Below are 16,578 nucleotides of genomic sequence, written 5' to 3'. Positions count from 1 at the left end.
CGCAGCCGCAGCCGCAGCCGCAGCCGCAGCCGCAGCCGCAGCCGGGCAACATCCGTCCGGAGCCGCAGGCTTGTCCACTCCGTGGAACCGGCGTCTCGAACCCCACCCGCGGTGTGTATAGTCCCGCCCCATGGAATCAGGCGTCGAGCTCGTCAAGCGCGCGCACATCGACCTGCTCAGGGTAGCCACGGCGCTCTGTAGCTGATTCCGCACGCCCGGCGGGCGGTGCGACGCCCGTCGTCACGGGCCCGCGCCCGTCAGGGGCCGTCTCCCTCGTCTCACGTACTTCCGGCAGGTCCGGCGCTTCCCGCGTGATTCAACGTTGCATCCGCGTCCCGCCGTCCGCCCGGTGCCCCGCCCTCGGCACCACGTGACCGTCGACGGCCTCCCCTCGGCCCGCTCCCCTCGCTCGCCTTCCGCTTCGCCTCCGCGTTTCGCCTCCGCGTTTCGCTTCCGCGCTTCGCTCAGGCGTTCCGTTCCCGGCGTTCCCTTCCTCCCGTTCCCGCGGTTCCCGGCGTTCCCGTGTCCGACCGCCCTGCCCGCGGCATCCCTTGGAGATCCCATGACCGTGCGTCTGCACTGGTTCCTGCCCACCACGGGCGACGACCGCGACGTGGTGGGCGTGACCGCCCGCGACTCCCTGCAGTCCCGCTCCACCGCCCGTCCGCCCACCCTGGACTACCTCGCCCAGGTGGCCCGTGCCGCCGAGTCCGCGGGGTTCGAGGCGGTGCTGACCCCGACCGGCAGCGACTGCGAGGACTCCTGGCTGACGACGGCCGCGCTGATCCCGCACACCAGCCGGCTGAAGTTCCTGGTCGCCTTCCGGCCCGGCGTCATCGCTCCCCCGCTGGCCGCCCAGATGACCGCCACCTACCAGCGACTGTCCGGCGGGCGCCTGCTGCTCAACGTCGTCACCGGCTCCGACGCCGACGAGCAGCGCTCCTACGGCGACTTCCTCGCGCACGACGAGCGGTACGCCCGCACCGGCGAGTTCCTGCACCTGCTGCACACCGCCTGGCGCGGGGAGGCGTACGACTTCGAGGGCGACCACTACCGGGTCGCGGGCGGGCGGCTGCGCAGGCCGCCGCAGGCCCGGCCGCCGGTCTTCTTCGGCGGCTCCTCCGAGGCCGCCCTCCCGGTCGCCGCCCGCTACGCCGACACCTACCTCACCTGGGGCGAGCCCCCGGCGGCCGTCGCGCGCAAGATCGACCGGGTGCGCGAACTGGCCGCCGAGCAGGGCCGGGAGCTGTCCTACGGCATCCGGCTGCACGTCATCAGCCGGGACACCGCCGCCGAGGCGTGGGCGGAGGCCGACCGCATCCTCGACGCCCTCGACCCGGTCGCGATCCGGGCCGCCCACGAGCGCTTCAGCCGCTCGGAGTCGGAGGGGCAGCGGGCGATGGCCGCGCTGAGCGGCGGACGCACCGACCGGCTGGAGATCCACCCCAACCTGTGGGCCGGCTTCGGGCTGGTGCGCCCCGGCGCGGGCACCGCGCTCGTCGGCAGCCACGAGCAGGTCGCCGAGCGGATCGAGGAGTACGCGGCCCTCGGCATCGAGCACTTCGTCCTCTCCGGTCAGCCGCACCTGGAGGAGGCGATCCGGTTCGGCGAGTGCGTCCGGCCGCTGCTGACCCGTCAACTCACCTCCGTCTGAATAGTTCTGACGCTTTTTCCATTCAATTTCCCACTTCGTTCCCCACTTCATTTCTCACTTCATTTCTCACTTCATCCCTCGTCTGGACAAGGACTTCACCATGACCCGTTCCCTCGACAGAAGGTCCGCCCTGCGTCTGTTCGGCGCCGCGGGCCTCGGCCTGGGTCTCGCCGCCTGCGCCGGTCCCGGCGGCGGCTCCTCCGGCGCCGCGGCCGACGCCTCCCCCTCCGGCCTCGCCACCTCCGGCGCCGTGAAGGGCACCGTCTCCTTCGCGCACTGGCGGGCCGAGGACAAGGCGGTGCTCGCCGGCCTGGTGGAGGCGTTCGTCAAGAAGCACCCGGACGCGGGCGTCGAGCAGGACATCGCCCCGTCCGCCGACTACCAGTCCACCGCCCTGCGCCGCATCCAGGGGTCCAGGACGGGCGACGTGTTCACCGCCTTCCGGGGGGCCCAGTTCCAGCAGATCGTCAAGGCGGGGGTGTACGCGCCGCTGACCGGCACCGACGTCGTCGGCAGGTACCGGCAAAACCTCATAGGCCCCGGCGAGCAGGACGGCAAGCAGTACGGCCTGCCCTACCAGCTCGTCTTCAACATGCCGCTCGCCAACACCGACGCCCTCGACAAGGCCGGCCACACCGCCGCGCCCGAGGACTGGGACGGCTTCCTGCAGCTCCTGGACGACCTGAAGGCCAAGGGCTACACGCCGCTGGCCTGGCCGGGCGGCGACTCCGCCAACGCCGGTCAGCTGCTGAACGTGATGGTGATGAACAACGCGCCGAGCGACGACGCGCTCGCCCGCATCGAGTCCGGCGCCCTGAAGGTCACCGACGACTGGTTCCTCGGCACGCTGGAGCAGTACGCCGCCCTGCGGCCCTACCTCCAGGAGCGCGCCACCGGGTCCAGCACCGACGCCGTCACCCGGCTGTTCGCCGAGGGCAGGGCCGGTCTGCTGGCCACCGGTTCCTTCCAGATGGCGGGCGTGCGGGCGCTGGGGGCGAAGTTCCCCTTCGACCTCGTCGCCCCCATCACCACCACCGCCGGGAAGGCGAAGTACGAGGGCGTCTTCAACACCACCTTCATCCTCGGCGTCAACAGCGCCTCCACGGTGCAGCCCGCCGCCTACGCCTTCCTGGAGTTCCTCAGCGACCCCGCCAACGCCGGCACCTACGCCAACGGCACAGGTCAGCACGTCACCGTCGAGGGCGTCGAGTACACCAACGCCGACCTGAAGGCGGTCGCGCCCTGGCTGACCCGGAAGACGCTGCTCGCGCCGCGTTTCCAGTTCCTCGACCTCGACATCCGCACGGCCGTGGAGAACGCGACCGTGGCGGTCGTCGGCGGCAAGAAGCCGGCGCAGGCCGCCGAGGAGGCGCAGCGTGTCATCGACCAGAAGCGGTCGTAGGCGGCGGCGCACGGCGCGGGCACTGTGGCTCTTCCCGGTGCCCGCCCTCGCCCTCTACCTGTTCTTCTTCGCCTACCCGGTCGTCCAGGGCGTGCAGTACGCGCTGACCGACTGGGACGGCTACAGCGCCGGCTACCACGACGTCGGCCTGCGCAACTTCACCGAACTCGCCACCGGCGACGACATGTTCAAGAACGCGGCGGAGAACAACCTCAAGCTCACCCTCACCGTCGTCGTCGCACAGACCGCGCTGGCGCTGGCGCTGGCCCTGTGGCTGGTGCGCACCACCCGCGCCTCGACGCTGCTGCGGGCCGTCTTCTTCCTGCCGACGGTCCTGTCGTCGGTGTCGGTCGCGTTCGTGTGGCGGTTCGTCTACGACCCCGACGGCGGCCTTCTCAACTCGGCGCTGCGCGCGGTGGGTCTGGACTCCTTGCAGTCGGTGTACCTGGGCAACCCGGACACGGCCGTGTTCTGGCTGGCGTTGACCCAGGTGTGGTTCCACGCGGGCCAGATGATGGTCGTCTTCATCGCCGGGCTCCAGGCGATACCGAAGGAGCTGTACGAGGCGGCGGAGCTGGACGGCGCCGGCCGCCTCGCCCGGTTCCGGTACGTGACGTGGCCGCTCGTCGCCCCGGCGACCGCGATCGTCGTCGCGTACACCACCGTCCAGTCGTTCAAGGCGTTCGACCTCGTCCTCGGCCTGTCGGGCAATCCGCCGGGCCCCGCCCTCGACATCCTGTCCACCCGCATCTACACGACGTTCTCCAACAACCAGTTCGGCTACGCGGCCGCCCAGTCGGTGGTGTTCATGGCGCTCATCGCGCTGCTCACCTGGGTGCAGCGGCGGGCGACGGGAGGGACGACCCGATGACCAGGACCGTACGCCCCATCGCGTTGCTGGCGGGCGCCGCCGTCGTCGTACTGCCGCTGCTGGTGGTGGTGTTCGGCACGTTCAAGACGCTGCCGCAGCTGTTCGACGCGCCGCTGGCGCCGCCGTCGTCGCCGACCCTGGACAACTACCGGCGGGCGGTGGAGGAGGGCGGTCTCGGCGCCGCGTTCGCCAACAGCGCGATCGTCACGGCGGGCGCGGTGACGCTGACGCTGGTGGTGGCGAGCCTGGCCGCGTTCTTCTGCGCCCGGATTCCCGGCCGGGTGGGCTGGGCCGTCTTCGGCGTGCTGGTCGCCGGGCTCGCGGTGCCCGCGCAGGCGGCGATCGTCCCGCAGTACGTCCTCTTCGACCGGCTCGGGCTGACCGACAGCCTGCTCGGGCTGGTCCTCGTCGACGCGGTGACGACGCTGCCGACGGCCGTGTTCATCCTGGGCGGTTTCCTGCGCACCGTCCCGGAGGAGCTGTACGAGGCCGCCGAGCTGGACGGGGCCTCGCCGCTGCGGGCGTTCCGCTCGATCGCGCTGCCGCTGACCCGGCCCGCCCTCGCCACCACCGGCATCTTCCTGTTCGTGATGGACTGGAACGACCTGCTCTACCCACTGCTGTTCATCCGCTCCCAGGAACACCGCACCCTGCCGCTGGCGCTGCTCGACTTCCAGGGCGAGTTCCTCACGCAGTACCCCCTGCTGTTCGCGGGCGTCGTCATCGCCTCGGCCCCCGTGGTCGTCGTCTACGTCCTGCTGCAGCGCCACTTCGTGACGGGCCTGACGACGGGGGCGGTGCGGGGGTAGGCACGGCGGACCGCCTCGGGGACGAAGTCCGTGGAGGGTCCCCCGGGAGCCCTGGAAGTCCCGGAAGTCCGGGTATTCCAAGGCTCCCGGGGCTTCCCCCCTGCGGGCGGGGGTGTCCGACGTCAGCGAGCGAACTTCTCGGCGGCGGCCGGGGTGACCGGGGTGAAGAAGTTGACGAGATTGCCGTCGGGGTCGCGGAAGAGCAGCGACCGGTTGCCCCAGGGCATCGTGGTGGGCTCGTTGACGAAGTCGGCGACGAACCCGCTCAGGTTCCCGTGCACGCGGTCCACGTCGTCGACGAGGAACTCGATGATCACGCTGTGGTTGTCCGCCGGGCGGGCGGAACCCGGAGCGAACAGGGGGACGGTGCGGGTGCCGGCGATCGCGAGGGTGGCGTTGGGGGTGCGGAGTTCGGCGAAGTCCTCGGTGGCCCAGGCCGCCGGCACTCCCGTGGCCTTTTCGTAGAAGTCGACGAGGCGCGCGACATCGCCGGTGATGACGCGGATCGAGACGAGGTCCATGGTGTTCTCCCGGTTGGTTGGAGCCGCTGTGCTCCGCAGGCTAGGACGAATAGAGGACAGAACCGGTCCGGTATCGGCGTTAGGATCCGAACATGTCTCGACCTACCGGGCGCGTGCTGACCCTCCTGGAGCTGTTGCAGTCGGGCGGCGTCCGGACGGTGGCCGAACTCGCCGACCGACTCGGCGTCGACGGGCGGACCGTGCGGCGGTACGTCGGCCATCTGATCGACCTCGACGTGCCGGTGGAGTCGGTGCGGGGCCGCTACGGCGGTTACCGGCTGGCCCCCGGATACCGCTTGCCTCCGCTCATGTTCAGCGACGACGAGGCGCTCGCTGCCCTGCTCGGCCTGGTCGCCGGCCGCCGAGGAGGGCTGACGACGACGGACACGGCGAGCGGGACGGCGGCGGCCAAGATCCGCCGGGCGCTGCCCGAGCGCCTGGCCCGCCGGCTCGACACGCTCCTGGAGTCCCTCGCGTTCACGGCCCCGCCCGGCGAGTTCACGCTCCCGGACGGCGAGGTGCTGCTCACCGTCGCCGACGCGGTACGCCACCGGCGACCGGTCTCGATCAGGTACACCGACCGGGACGGCCGACGCAGCGAACGCCCGCTGCACGCGTACGGGATCGTCGCCCATTCGGGCCGCTGGTACGTCACCGGCACGGACCCCGCGATCGGCGAGGACCGGACCTTCCGGCTCGATCGGGTCGCGAGCGCGAGAGTCCTGCCCGGCTCGTTCGAACCGCCCGCCGGACTCGACCCCGTGCAGCGCGTGCTGTCAGGGTTCGCCACGGCCGAGTACCGGTATGCGGTGACCTTGCGGATCCACGGGACGGTCGATCAGATCCGCGCCCGCCTTCCGGCCGGCGTCGCGATCCTGGAGGAGACCGCTCCCGCGGCAGGCGCGGATCCGGCGGCCGAGCGTTGGCTGCGGGTCGAACTACGGGCGGAGTCCCTCGACTGGTTGCCGCCGGTGCTCGCCTCGCTCGACCGGCCGTTCGTCGTCGAGCGTCCCGATGAACTGCGCCACCTCGTGATCGCGCTCGCCGACCGCCTCGCATCCAGCGCCCGTCGAACCTGACGGCAGGAGTCCGGTGCCGTGAGACGGCGCCCCCGGCCGCAAGCGCGGTCGCGGGCCGCGCGGCTCGTGGGGGTGCGGGGTGTCGCGGCCTCTTCCCCTCGCGCCCTTTTGCGGCAGGCCCGCTCCCGTCACACTGGTGCCGCTCGACACCGTTCCGGCCCATGTCCCGGGCGGCGAAGGCGACTTGGGGGGAGCGGGGTCCGTGGTGGCACCAGACGATCCGTCCGACGACGAGGTGCGGGCGGCGCTCGCCGCGTCCCTGACGCGCGGCGGGAGCAGGCGTCCCGGACCGCCCGCCGCGGATTTCCTCCTCACCCGCCTGCATCTCCTCGAGGGCACCGTCACCCGGCGCGTCGAGCGCCGCACGGAGGAGACGCGACACCGGCCCGGCACCGTCGACCTCGCGGGACGGCCGGTCTACGACGTGCTGAGGGAGTACAAGCTCAGTCCGCACGAGACGCCCCTCGACCAGCCGCTCGACCTGGTCAAGCGCGGCACGCCGCATCTCAGGTCCTGCGACTGCGGCAACGGCCGGCGGCGGTGTGCCGACTGCGACGGCATGACGTACCGCTCGTGCGAGCCCGTCCAGGTGTGCGCCGTGTGCCAGGGCGTCACCGCGTGCACGCACCACCTCAAGCACGGCGGTCTGCCCGGCACCCCGCCCCGGCCACCGAAGCAGGGCCGGGCCCAGCGTCCCGACGAGCGGGTGACCTGCGAGGGCTGCCACACACCCGACAGCGCGTGCCCCGGGTGCCGGGGGTGGGGAAGGACCAGATGCCAGGAGTGCGAGAGCGGGCGCATCCCCTGCAAGCCGTGCGGGCGTACGGGGACCGTCGAGTGCACCACTTGCAGGGGACACGCGAGCCTGACGTCCTGGACGGCGGGCCGGATCGAGTGGACCTCGCGGACCGAGGACGTGCCGCCCCCCGTCCCGCGGCCCCGGCGGGTGGCATCGGAACTGGGCTCGGGCGGCTGGCACACGAACCGGCTCGACGCCGGTGATCCGCTTCCCGACGACCTCTCCCCCGACCACCGCGCGGCCCTCGCGCCCCATCTGCGTCGGGCGAGGGCGGAGAAGGACCGTCAGGTCGTTCTCCGGCGGCTCACGGTCGTCAGGGCGACACCGCCCGGCTCCGGCAACCTGGAGTTCTACGTGTTCCGGAGCACCGACGGACGGCTCAGTGTCCTGCGGCGGCTGTCGGAGGAGGGCCGGTGGAAGGCCTCCCTCGCCGTGGCGGCGGTCGTCGCCCTCGTCGTCCTGATCCTGATCCTGATCTCGTCCTGATCCTGGCCTCGTGATGAGCCCGGCCTCGAGGGTGCGGGGGGAGGACGGGCCGGGTACCGCGCCCCGGGAGGGCGTGCGAGCGGGCCCGGCGCCCGCACCGAACGGCACAGGAGCAGACCCGGCACCACCCACCGGAACGGTGCGGGACGAGCCCGGCACCACCCACCGGAACGGTGCGGGACGAGCCCGGCGCCGCTCACCGGAAGGGTGCGGGCGGCGTCAGCCGCTCTCCCGGACCACCAACCGGTGTCCCGCCGCCAGTACGCGCGGCCGGTCCGTGCGGACGCCGTCGACGGCCCGCAGCAGGGCCGCCACCGCGAGGCGGGCCAGCTCCCGCTTGTCGGGGGCCACGGTGGTCAGCGGCGGCGCCGTGTAGCGGGCCGCCTCGATGTCGTCGAAGCCGACGACCGCGAGGTCGCCGGGCACGGAGAGGCCGCGTTCGCGCGCCGCGTGCAGCACGCCCTCCGCCAGGGTGTCGGCGAAGCAGAACACCGCGTCGGGCGGCTCGGGCAGGTCGAGCAGCGCGTGCGCGGCGGCCACGCCGTCGGCCCGGTGGTAGGCGGCGACGGGCGGGGCGAGCGCCTCGTCGGGGGTGAGGCCCGCCGCCGCGAGGGCCTGGCGGTGGCCGGTCAGCCGGGTGGCCGAGGTGGCCGCGTGCGGTGCGGTCTGCCGGCCGACCACCGCGATCCGCCGCCGCCCGCGGGCCAGCAGGTGGGCGGTCGCCTCGCGGGCCGCGCCGGTGTTGTCGACGGTGACGTGCGGGCAGGGCAGGTCGTGGACGCGTTCGCCGAGCAGCACCAGCGGCGTGCGGGCCGGAACGCGGGCGGCGGCCCGGTCGTCCAGCGCGAGCGGACTGAGGATGACCCCGTCGACGAGCGGGTCCGTGCGGCCGAGCGCGATGTCCAGTTCCGCCTCGGGACGGCCGCCGGTCACCTCCACGAGCAGCGTGCACCCGTGGGCCGCCGCCTCCCGCAGCAGGTGCCCGGTCAGCTCCGCCCAGTACGGCATGGTCAGTTCGGGCACGGCCAGCAGCAGCACCCCGCTGCGGCCGGTGCGCAGCCGCCGCGCGGCCGTGTTGGGCCGGTAGCCCAGCTCCTCGACCGCGCGCTGCACCCGCTCCCGCGTCGCCTCCGAGAAACGCCCGGTGCCCCGGACCACGTTGGACACGGTCCGCATGGACACACCGGCCCGCTCCGCGACCTCCCTGAGCCCCGTCACCGCGCGCATCGCGCCAGGCTAGGGACGGGGCCGCCGGGTGGACACCCCCGGGCGGGGCGGGGCGGGAGACTGTCACGAGCTGTTCACGGCCGGGCGCGGCCCGCCGGCCCGGCACCGCCGGGTGGTGCCCCGCGCGGTGTCGGGGGCCAGGGGCCGTGGTGGCCGCGGGCTCCCGCGCCCGCGGCCACCACGGCGGGACCGGATACGGCGGGACCGGGTCAGGCGGGACCGGGTCAGGCGGCCTTGGCCACCCCCTCCCGGTGCCGGCGGATGATGTCCGCGTAGTGGCGGCCGGTGCCCTTGATGGTGCGGGCCTGGGTGCGGTAGTCGACGTGGACGAGCCCGAAGCGCTTGTCGTAGCCGTACGCCCACTCGAAGTTGTCCAGCAGCGACCAGGCGAAGTAGCCCGCCAGCGGGGCCCCCTTGCGGGCCGCGGACGCGCAGGCCGCGAGGTGGCCGGAGAGGTAGGCCTGGCGCTCGGGGTCGTCGACGGTGCCGTCGGGGCGGACGACGTCCGGGTAGGCGGAGCCGTTCTCCGTGACGTACAGGCGGCGGGCGCCGTACTCGTCGGTCAGGCGCAGCAGCAGTGCCTCGATGCCGCTCGGGTCGACCTCCCAGTCCATGCCGGTGCGCGGGACGCCGTCGCGGCGTACGGAACGGGCGTACGGGGCGGGGCCGTCGGGGTCGTCGGTGACGGTCGCCGGGAAGTAGTAGTTCAGGCCGAGCCAGTCCAGGGGCGCGGCGATCGTCTCCGGGTCGCCGGGCCGTTCGGGGAGTTCGACGCCGTAGACCTCGCGCATGTCGGCGGGGAAGCCGCGGCCGTGGACCGGGTCGAGCCACCAGCGGTTGGTGTGGCCGTCCGTCCGGCGGGCGGCGGCGAGGTCCTCGGGGCGGTCGGAGGCGGGGTGGACGGTGGAGAGGTTGTTGACGATGCCGACCTCGGCGCCGGGCGCCGCCGCCCGGACGGCCTGGACGGCCAGGCCGTGGCCGAGGAGCAGGTGGTAGGAGGCCCGGACGGCGGCCGTCAGGTCGGTCAGGCCGGGGGCCATGGTGCCTTCGAGGTGGCCGATCCACGCCGAGCACAGCGGCTCGTTGAGGGTGGTCCAGTGGGAGACCCGGTCGCCGAGCCGTCCGGCGACCGCCGACGCGTACGCGGCGAAGTGCTCGGCGGTGTCGCGTTCGGGCCAGCCGCCGCGGTCCTGGAGCGCCTGCGGCAGGTCCCAGTGGTAGAGGGTGACGGACGGGGTGATGCCGGCGGCCAGCAACGTGTCGACCAACCGGTCGTAGAACGCGAGGCCCTCGGGGTTGACCGGGCCGTCGCCGCCCGGCATCACCCGCGGCCAGGCGATCGACATCCGGTAGGCGTTGGTGCCGAGCCGGCGCATCAGGTCGACGTCCTCGCGCCAGCGGTGGTAGTGGTCGCAGGCGATGTCGCCGTGGTCGCCGCCGGCGGTCTTGCCGGGGGTGTGCGAGAAGGTGTCCCAGATCGAGGGCGAACGGCCGCCCTCCGCCACGGCCCCCTCGATCTGGTAGGCCGAGGTGGCCGTGCCCCACAGGAAGTCGTGCGGGAGTGCGGCGAGGTCGATGGTCACGGGGGTCCCTTCAGGATCACGGAGGTCGTTCACTTCACCGCTCCCGCCGTCAGGCCGGCCACGAGGTAGCGCTGCAGGAGGAGGAAGCCGGCCACCACGGGCACGCTGACGACCAGCGAGGCGGCCATGATCTGGTTCCAGTACACGTCGTTCAGGGTGGAGTAGCCCTGGAGCCCGACGGCGAGGGTGCGGGTGGTGTCGTCGGTCATGACGGAGGCGAACAGCACCTCGCCCCACGCGGTCATGAAGGCGTAGACGGCGACCGCGACGATGCCGGGGACCGCGGCCGGCACCACGACCCGGAACAGCGCCCCGAGCGGGCCGCAGCCGTCCACCAGCGCCGCCTCGTCGAGATCGCGCGGCACCGAGTCGAAGTAGCCGATCAGCATCCAGACGGAGAAGGGCAGGGAGAAGGTGAGGTACGTCAGGATCAGCCCGCCGCGCGAGCCGAACAGGGCGATGCCGGTGGCGTTGCCGATGTTGACGTAGAGCAGGAACAGCGGGAGGAGGAAGAGGATGCCGGGGAACATCTGCGTCGACAGGACGGTGACCGTGAAGGCCCGCTTGCCGCGGAAGTCGTAGCGGCTCACCGCGTAGGCGCCGAACACCGCGATCACCACCGAGCAGACGGTCGCCGCGCCCGCCACGACCAGCGAGTTCACGAAGTAGCGGGCGAGCGGCACGGTCGACCAGATGTCGACGTACGGGCGGATCGTCAGGTCGCTCGGCAGCCAGCGGAACTCGCCCGAGACGTCCGCGAGCGGCTTCAGGGAGCTGGAGGCCATCACGTACACCGGCACCAGCACGAAGCCGGCGAGCAGGGTGAGCAGGACGCGCCGCGCCCACAGGAACGAACGCGGCGGCGCCATGGGCGAGCGGGGCGCCGCCCGCCTGAAGGGGGTGTCAGGCATCGGCGGGCCTCCGTCCGCGTGAGGTGACGGCCAGGTACACGGCGGTCACGGCCAGCAGGAACAGCAGCAGCAGGACCGACATCGCGGAACCGGCGCCGAAGTTCCAGGTGACGAACGAGGCCTGGTAGATGTGGACCGAGACGAGGTCCGCCGCCTCCGGGGCGGCCTTGCCGAACAGCACGTACGGCGTGTTGAAGTCGTTGAACGTCCACAGGAACAGCACCAGGACCAGGACCTGGTTCACCGCGCCCAGCGACGGCAGGGTGATCCGGCGGATCTGCTGCCACACGCCGGCGCCGTCCAGGGCGGCCGCCTCGTACAGCTCGCGGGGGATGTTCTGCAGGCCGGCCATCACGATGAGGAAGGCGAACGGCCAGCCCTTCCACACCGACACGGTGAGCAGCGCGTAGAAGCTGTTGTCGCCGATCAGCCAGAAGGACGGCTCGTCGGTGAGGTGCAGCTGGTCGTGCAGGACGTGGTTCACCAGGCCGTTGTCGTGCTGGAACATGAACACCCAGGTGATGACGGCCGCGTAGACCGGCAGCGCGTAGGGCACCAGGAACAGCGCGCGCAGCAGTCCCCGGCCGCGGAAGGCGTCCTGCATGAGGACCGCCGCGGCCGTGCCGATCAGCCAGCACAGCCCCACCGACAGCAGGGTGAAGGCGACGGTGACCAGGAAGGAGTGCAACAGGGCTTCGCCGACGGGGGCGTTGAAGTCGACGGACATCGAGTAGTTGTCGAGTCCGGCCCACGGGGCGGTGCCCCAGTCGCGGATGTGGAACTGGGTGAGTTGCTTGAAGCTCATCACGATGCCGATGACCATCGGCACCAGGTGGACGAGGAGTTCGAGGATCAGGGCGGGCAGGAGGAGCAGGTAGGGCAGTCCGATCCGGCGGATCCGCCCGGGGCGGCGGCGGGGACCGTCCGCCGCGCCCGGGGAGTCCTTGCGCACGGCGGCCCGCTCGGTGGCCGTGGTCGTCATCGTGCTCACTTCGCCGGCATCTGCTGCTGGGCCTTCTCCAGGCGGGCCTTCACCGACTCGGTGGTCACCGCCCGGCCGGCGGCGGCGTCGGCGAACAGCTCCTTCACGGCCGTGCCGACCGCCGTCTCGAACTGCGACTCGTCGGCGACCTGCGGCAGCGCGGCGGCGCTCTGGGCGAGGGTGTCCTTCAGGACGGCGTTCGCGGGGGTGTTGAAGGCCGGGTCCGTCTGCGCCGAGGCGACCGGCGGGATCGAGCTGTAGGCCTTGTTGAGGATCTTCTGCTCCTCGTCGCCGGTCATGAACTTCACGAACTTCGTGGCGCCGTCGAGGTTGTCGGTGTTCTTGAAGACGGCCAGGTTGATGCCGGCGACCATCGAGTTGACCTGCGTGCCGGTGCCGGGCGTGCCCGAGCGCACGGGCACGGGCGCGATGCCGTACTCGTCCTCCCCCATGCCCTGGGACGTGAGGTTGGCGGAGGCCGACTGCCAGAGCAGGAACGCCGTCCTGCCCTTGGCGAAGTCGCTGACGGACTGGTTCTGCGCGTACTCGGCGTTGCCCTGCGGGATGGCCTTGTCCTTCGCCATCAGGTCGACGTACTGCTTGACCGCGGCCACCGCGCCGTCGGAGGTGAAGTCGGGCTTGCCGTCGGCGGTGAAGAAGTCCGCGCCGTGCTGCTGGGCGAAGGTGAAGACGTGGTGGACGTTCTCGGAGACGTTCGCCCCCTCGGCGCCCAGGACCTGCTTGCCCTTGGCCTGGATCTTCCTGCCGTCGGCGACCAACTGGTCCCAGGTGGCGGGGGGCCGGGAGATCCCCGCGTCGGCGAGGATCTGCTTGTTGTAGTAGAGCGCGTACGCCATCGAGTACAGCGGAACGGCGGCCGGGGCCTCGCCCCGCACGCCGGTGGAGGCCAGCGCCGACGCCACGAACCGGTCCTTGCCGCCGATCCTGGCGAAGTTCGCGTCGTCCCAGGGCAGCAGTCCGCCGGTCGCCTGCAGCGAGGCCGACCAGGTGTTGCCGATGTTCAGGACGTCGGGGCCCTGCCCGGAGGTGGTGGCGGTGAGGATCCGGTTGAGCAGGTCGGACCAGGGCACGACCTCCAGTTTCACCTTGATCCCGGTCTCCTTCTCGAACTTGTCGAGCTCCGGCCGGAGGACCTTCTTGTCGATCTCCGTGCTGGCGCCCTGGTTGGACGCCCAGTACGTCAGTTCCTTCGGCGAGTCGTCGGACCCGCTCCCGTCCGTCGACGAACCGCCGCCGCAGGCCGTCACGGCCAGGGCGAGTGACATCACGACGGCGCCTGCGGCCGCGGCTCGGAGGGTACGCATGGGGCGGCTCCCGGGTCTCTCATCAGGGCTTAATTTAGGACGTGAGTTAACCCTCGGGCGTGAGCCGCGTCAAGGGTTTCGACGAGGGTCGTGCCGCTCGGGTGCGGCTGGGGCCGCCGTCTTCGCACCCTTGCCGGGCTGACCGGGCCCGCCGGGCCTTCGCGGTCGGCTCCGGGCCCTTGCGGTCGTTCGGGGCCTTGCGGTCGCTCCGGTCACCGTTCGCGGCTCGCCGCTCGCGGCTCCGGTCGCCCGCCGCCCGGGGCGGGGACGGACGGCGGGGGGCGGGCGACGGGGGCGGGCAGCGGGACGGACGGCGAGGGCGGGCGGGCGGCGGGAACATCGTGCCGCCGCCCGCCCACGCGGCCTTCGTCCGTACGCCCGGAGGGATGGACCTCCGGGCGTACGGGTCCTACGCCGGCGCCGTCACCGTCGCCGCCTGCGCCCGTGCCGGCGCCGGGGCGTACCCCGTCGGCCGGGCCGTGAAGGTGCCGCGGCCCTGGGTGCGGCTGCGCAACCGGGTGGCGTAGCCGAACAGTTCCGCGAGCGGCACGGTGGCGGTCACCACCGCAGCGCCACCGCGCACCTGGGAGCCGGTCACCCGGCCGCGCCGGGCGGCGAGGTCGCCGAGGACCGCGCCCACGGCCTCCTCGGGCACGGTGACCGTGACCTCCACGACCGGTTCCAGCAGCACCATCGCGCAGGCCCGCAGGGCCTCGCGGAGGCCGAGCCGGCCCGCCGTGCGGAAGGCCGTCTCGGAGGAGTCCTTCACGTGGGTCGACCCGTCGGTCAGCGTGACCCGCAGGCCGGTCACCGCGTGCCCGCCCAGGGGGCCCTCGGCGAGGGCGTCCCGGCAGCCGGCCTCGACGGCACGGACGTACTCCTGCGGCACCCGCCCGCCGATCACGGCGGACCGGAAGTCGAATCCGTCCTCCAGCGGCTCCACATCGAGCACGACGTGCGCGAACTGACCGGCGCCGCCGTCCTGTTTGACGTGCCGGAAGACCAGTCGGGACACGCCCCGGCCGACCGTCTCCCGGTACGTGACGCGCGGCCGTCCCACGTTGACCTCCAGTCCGAGGGCGAGGCGGATCTTCTCCACCGCGACCTCCAGGTGCAGTTCGCCCATGCCCGAGAGCACCGTCTGTCCGGTCTCGGCGTCGGTGCGCACCGTGAGCGACGGGTCCTCCTCGGTCAGCCGGGCGAGCGCCGAGGCCAGCCGGTCGGCGTCGGCGGTGCGCCGCGGCTCGACCGCGACGGAGACGACGGGCTCGGCGACCCCGGGCGGTTCGAGGACCAGGGGTGCGTCCGGCGCGCACAGGGTCGAGCCCGCGCGGGCGGCCTTCAGCCCGATCACGGCCACGATGTCCCCGGCGACCGCCCGCTCCAGCCGGGCGTGCCGGTCGGCCTGGACCCGCAGGATGCGGCCGACGCGCTCGCTGCGGCCCGCGGTCGCGTCCCACACCGCGTCTCCCTTCTCGATCGTCCCGGAATACACCCGCAGGTAGGTGAGCCTCCCGGTGGGGGTGGCGTCGACCTTGAACGCGAGGGCCGCGAACGGTGCGGCGGGGTCGGCCGGCCGCCGCTCGTCGGCACCCTCGTGCACGCCGCACACCGCCGGCACGTCCAGCGGCGACGGCAGATAGGCGACCACGGCGTCGAGCAGCGGCTCGATCCCGCGGTTGCGGTAGGCCGAGCCGCACAGCACGACCACGCCGTCGCCGGTGCGGGTCAGGTCGCGCAGCGCCGCGGCGAGCGTCCCGGCCGACAGCGTCTCCCGGTCGCAGAACTCCTCCAGCGCGGCCGGATGCCGTTCCGCGACCGTCTCCTCCAGCAATCGGCGGCGCCGCCTCGCCTCCTCCAGCAGAGCGTCGGGCACGGGCCCCTCCACGGCCGCCCCGCCGTCGCCGTCCCAGGTCAGCGCCCGCATCCGGAGCAGGTCGACGACGCCGGCGAAGGCGCCCTCGGCACCGATCGGCAGCTGGACGACGAGCGGGACGGGGTGCAGCCGTTCCCGGATCGAGGCCACGGCCGCGTCGAGGTCGGCGCCCGTCCGGTCCAGCTTGTTGACGAACGCGATCCTGGGCACGCCGTGCCGGTCGGCCTGCCGCCACACGGACTCGCTCTGCGGCTCCACACCCGCGACGGCGTCGAACACCGCGACCGCCCCGTCCAGCACCCGCAGCGAGCGCTCCACCTCGTCGGCGAAGTCGACGTGCCCCGGGGTGTCGATCAGGTTGACGCGGTGACCGTCCCAGTCGCAGCTGACGGCCGCGGCGAAGATGGTGATCCCGCGGTCGCGTTCCTGGGGGTCGAAGTCGGTGACGGTGGTGCCGTCGTGGACCTCACCACGCTTGTGCGTGGTGCCGGTGGCGAAGAGGATCCGCTCCGTGACGGTGGTCTTGCCGGCGTCGACGTGGGCGAGGATGCCCAGGTTGCGTACGGCGGCGAGGTGACGGTCGAGGTTGTTGCGCACGGCCCGTGGCCTTTCGAGTGTGTCTCGTGAAAGGGGCAGCGCGATTTCTGACGGTACGCCGGCCGGCCTGAGGACGGAGCCGCCGCCCCGGGGCGCGCTGCGCCCAGGGGTGGCTCCGTGGCGATGGCCGACGTGGCGTCAGAGCATCCGGTACCGGCCGCGCCGCGGGCACCGGACGGGGAAGGACACGAGGATCACCTCGTAGCGGGAACGGGGTTCCACGGCGGCGGTGCGGTCACGCATGGCCGGGCTCCCCTCGTTCGTCACGGTGCGGCACTGCCCTGTCCGTGGGCGGCGCTCGACGAGGTGAGTGTAGGGAAGAAGGGGCGGACGGGGCACGCGCTTTTCCCGGGTACCGGAGACGCCTCTTTCCGGAGCCCGGGGCGCCTCCCCTCCGGACGCCGGGGCGCCTCCCCTCCGGACGCCGGGGTGCCTCCCCTCCCGGGGCGCCCCGGC

Annotated in this window: 14 protein-coding genes; 7 read left to right on the top strand and 7 right to left on the bottom strand. The window is 72.8% G+C overall.

Features of this window, described 5'->3' with window-relative positions:
* Positions 1-130: 130 nt before the first annotated feature.
* From ACZ5FU_RS08190 to ACZ5FU_RS08170, 5 genes are all read left to right on the top strand, one after another.
* Positions 131-205, top strand: coding sequence for a putative leader peptide (locus ACZ5FU_RS08190; protein WP_350328511.1), 75 nt, complete (start codon positions 131-133; stop codon positions 203-205).
* 357 nt (positions 206-562) lie between these two features.
* Positions 563-1,654 (top strand): LLM class flavin-dependent oxidoreductase, encoded by a 1,092-nt coding sequence (locus ACZ5FU_RS08185; protein ID WP_451776638.1) that lies wholly within the window; start codon positions 563-565, stop codon positions 1,652-1,654.
* A 100-nt stretch (positions 1,655-1,754) separates the two neighbouring features.
* Entirely contained in the window at positions 1,755-3,056 is a 1,302-nt protein-coding gene (locus ACZ5FU_RS08180) for an ABC transporter substrate-binding protein (protein WP_451530980.1), read from the top strand.
* Positions 3,031-3,927 carry a carbohydrate ABC transporter permease gene (locus ACZ5FU_RS08175; RefSeq protein ID WP_451530979.1) on the top strand — a complete coding sequence of 299 codons (897 nt, stop codon included), beginning with the start codon at positions 3,031-3,033 and terminating at the stop codon, positions 3,925-3,927. Before ACZ5FU_RS08180 ends, ACZ5FU_RS08175 begins: the two co-directional genes overlap by 26 nt.
* Entirely contained in the window at positions 3,924-4,736 is an 813-nt protein-coding gene (locus ACZ5FU_RS08170) for a carbohydrate ABC transporter permease (RefSeq protein ID WP_451530978.1), read from the top strand. The genes ACZ5FU_RS08175 and ACZ5FU_RS08170 overlap by 4 nt, the downstream gene beginning before the upstream one ends.
* A 122-nt stretch (positions 4,737-4,858) precedes the next feature.
* On the opposite strand, the gene ACZ5FU_RS08165 is transcribed toward ACZ5FU_RS08170, so the two are convergent.
* Positions 4,859-5,257: a VOC family protein gene (locus ACZ5FU_RS08165; RefSeq protein WP_451530977.1), complete on the bottom strand. Its 399-nt coding sequence runs from the start codon at positions 5,255-5,257 to the stop codon at positions 4,859-4,861.
* A gap of 92 nt (positions 5,258-5,349) precedes the next feature.
* On the opposite strand from ACZ5FU_RS08165, the gene ACZ5FU_RS08160 reads away from it, so the two are divergent.
* Together ACZ5FU_RS08160 and ACZ5FU_RS08155 are read left to right on the top strand one after the other, a co-directional pair.
* Positions 5,350-6,336, top strand: coding sequence for a helix-turn-helix transcriptional regulator (locus ACZ5FU_RS08160; RefSeq protein ID WP_468834354.1), 987 nt, complete (start codon positions 5,350-5,352; stop codon positions 6,334-6,336).
* A 202-nt stretch (positions 6,337-6,538) separates the two neighbouring features.
* On the top strand, positions 6,539-7,621 hold the full coding sequence (locus tag ACZ5FU_RS08155) for a hypothetical protein (protein ID WP_468834356.1): 1,083 nt from the start codon (positions 6,539-6,541) through the stop codon (positions 7,619-7,621).
* Positions 7,622-7,840: 219 nt separating this feature from the next.
* On the opposite strand, the gene ACZ5FU_RS08150 is transcribed toward ACZ5FU_RS08155, so the two are convergent.
* The 6 genes from ACZ5FU_RS08150 to fusA form a co-directional block, all read right to left on the bottom strand.
* A complete protein-coding gene (locus tag ACZ5FU_RS08150) occupies positions 7,841-8,848 on the bottom strand; it encodes a LacI family DNA-binding transcriptional regulator (RefSeq protein ID WP_451776649.1) in 1,008 nt (335 codons plus the stop codon).
* Between the two features lie 224 nt (positions 8,849-9,072).
* Complete coding sequence (locus ACZ5FU_RS08145; RefSeq protein WP_468644428.1) at positions 9,073-10,431, bottom strand: GH1 family beta-glucosidase; 1,359 nt, start codon at positions 10,429-10,431, stop codon at positions 9,073-9,075.
* Positions 10,432-10,460: 29 nt separating this feature from the next.
* A complete protein-coding gene (locus tag ACZ5FU_RS08140) occupies positions 10,461-11,300 on the bottom strand; it encodes a carbohydrate ABC transporter permease (RefSeq protein ID WP_451531286.1) in 840 nt (279 codons plus the stop codon).
* 34 nt (positions 11,301-11,334) lie between these two features.
* On the bottom strand, positions 11,335-12,324 hold the full coding sequence (locus tag ACZ5FU_RS08135; RefSeq protein ID WP_468834360.1) for a carbohydrate ABC transporter permease: 990 nt from the start codon (positions 12,322-12,324) through the stop codon (positions 11,335-11,337).
* Between the two features lie 5 nt (positions 12,325-12,329).
* On the bottom strand, positions 12,330-13,649 hold the full coding sequence (locus tag ACZ5FU_RS08130) for an ABC transporter substrate-binding protein (protein ID WP_451531283.1): 1,320 nt from the start codon (positions 13,647-13,649) through the stop codon (positions 12,330-12,332).
* A 409-nt stretch (positions 13,650-14,058) separates the two neighbouring features.
* The gene (fusA, locus tag ACZ5FU_RS08125) at positions 14,059-16,122 is read right to left on the bottom strand and encodes an elongation factor G (protein ID WP_451776652.1); all 2,064 of its coding nucleotides are present in this window, start codon (positions 16,120-16,122) and stop codon (positions 14,059-14,061) included.
* Between the last annotated feature and the right edge of the window lie 456 nt (positions 16,123-16,578).

This window comes from Streptomyces sp. NPDC031554, assembly GCF_055580685.1.
The sequence above is the reverse complement of the archived record's forward strand: the minus strand, read 5'-3'. Positions and strand labels throughout refer to the sequence as shown.

Bases quoted from the DNA above. Each gene is read 5' to 3' on its own strand.
- ACZ5FU_RS08130 (WP_451531283.1), bottom strand. From the start codon at position 13,649: ATGCGTACCCTCCGAGCCGCGGCCGCAGGCGCCGTCGTGATGTCACTC.
- ACZ5FU_RS08180 (WP_451530980.1), top strand. From the start codon at position 1,755: ATGACCCGTTCCCTCGACAGAAGGTCCGCCCTGCGTCTGTTCGGCGCC.
- ACZ5FU_RS08150 (WP_451776649.1), bottom strand. From the start codon at position 8,848: ATGCGCGCGGTGACGGGGCTCAGGGAGGTCGCGGAGCGGGCCGGTGTG.
- ACZ5FU_RS08140 (WP_451531286.1), bottom strand. From the start codon at position 11,300: ATGGCGCCGCCGCGTTCGTTCCTGTGGGCGCGGCGCGTCCTGCTCACC.
- ACZ5FU_RS08160 (WP_468834354.1), top strand. From the start codon at position 5,350: ATGTCTCGACCTACCGGGCGCGTGCTGACCCTCCTGGAGCTGTTGCAG.
- ACZ5FU_RS08135 (WP_468834360.1), bottom strand. From the start codon at position 12,324: ATGACGACCACGGCCACCGAGCGGGCCGCCGTGCGCAAGGACTCCCCG.
- ACZ5FU_RS08170 (WP_451530978.1), top strand. From the start codon at position 3,924: ATGACCAGGACCGTACGCCCCATCGCGTTGCTGGCGGGCGCCGCCGTC.
- ACZ5FU_RS08165 (WP_451530977.1), bottom strand. From the start codon at position 5,257: ATGGACCTCGTCTCGATCCGCGTCATCACCGGCGATGTCGCGCGCCTC.
- ACZ5FU_RS08185 (WP_451776638.1), top strand. From the start codon at position 563: ATGACCGTGCGTCTGCACTGGTTCCTGCCCACCACGGGCGACGACCGC.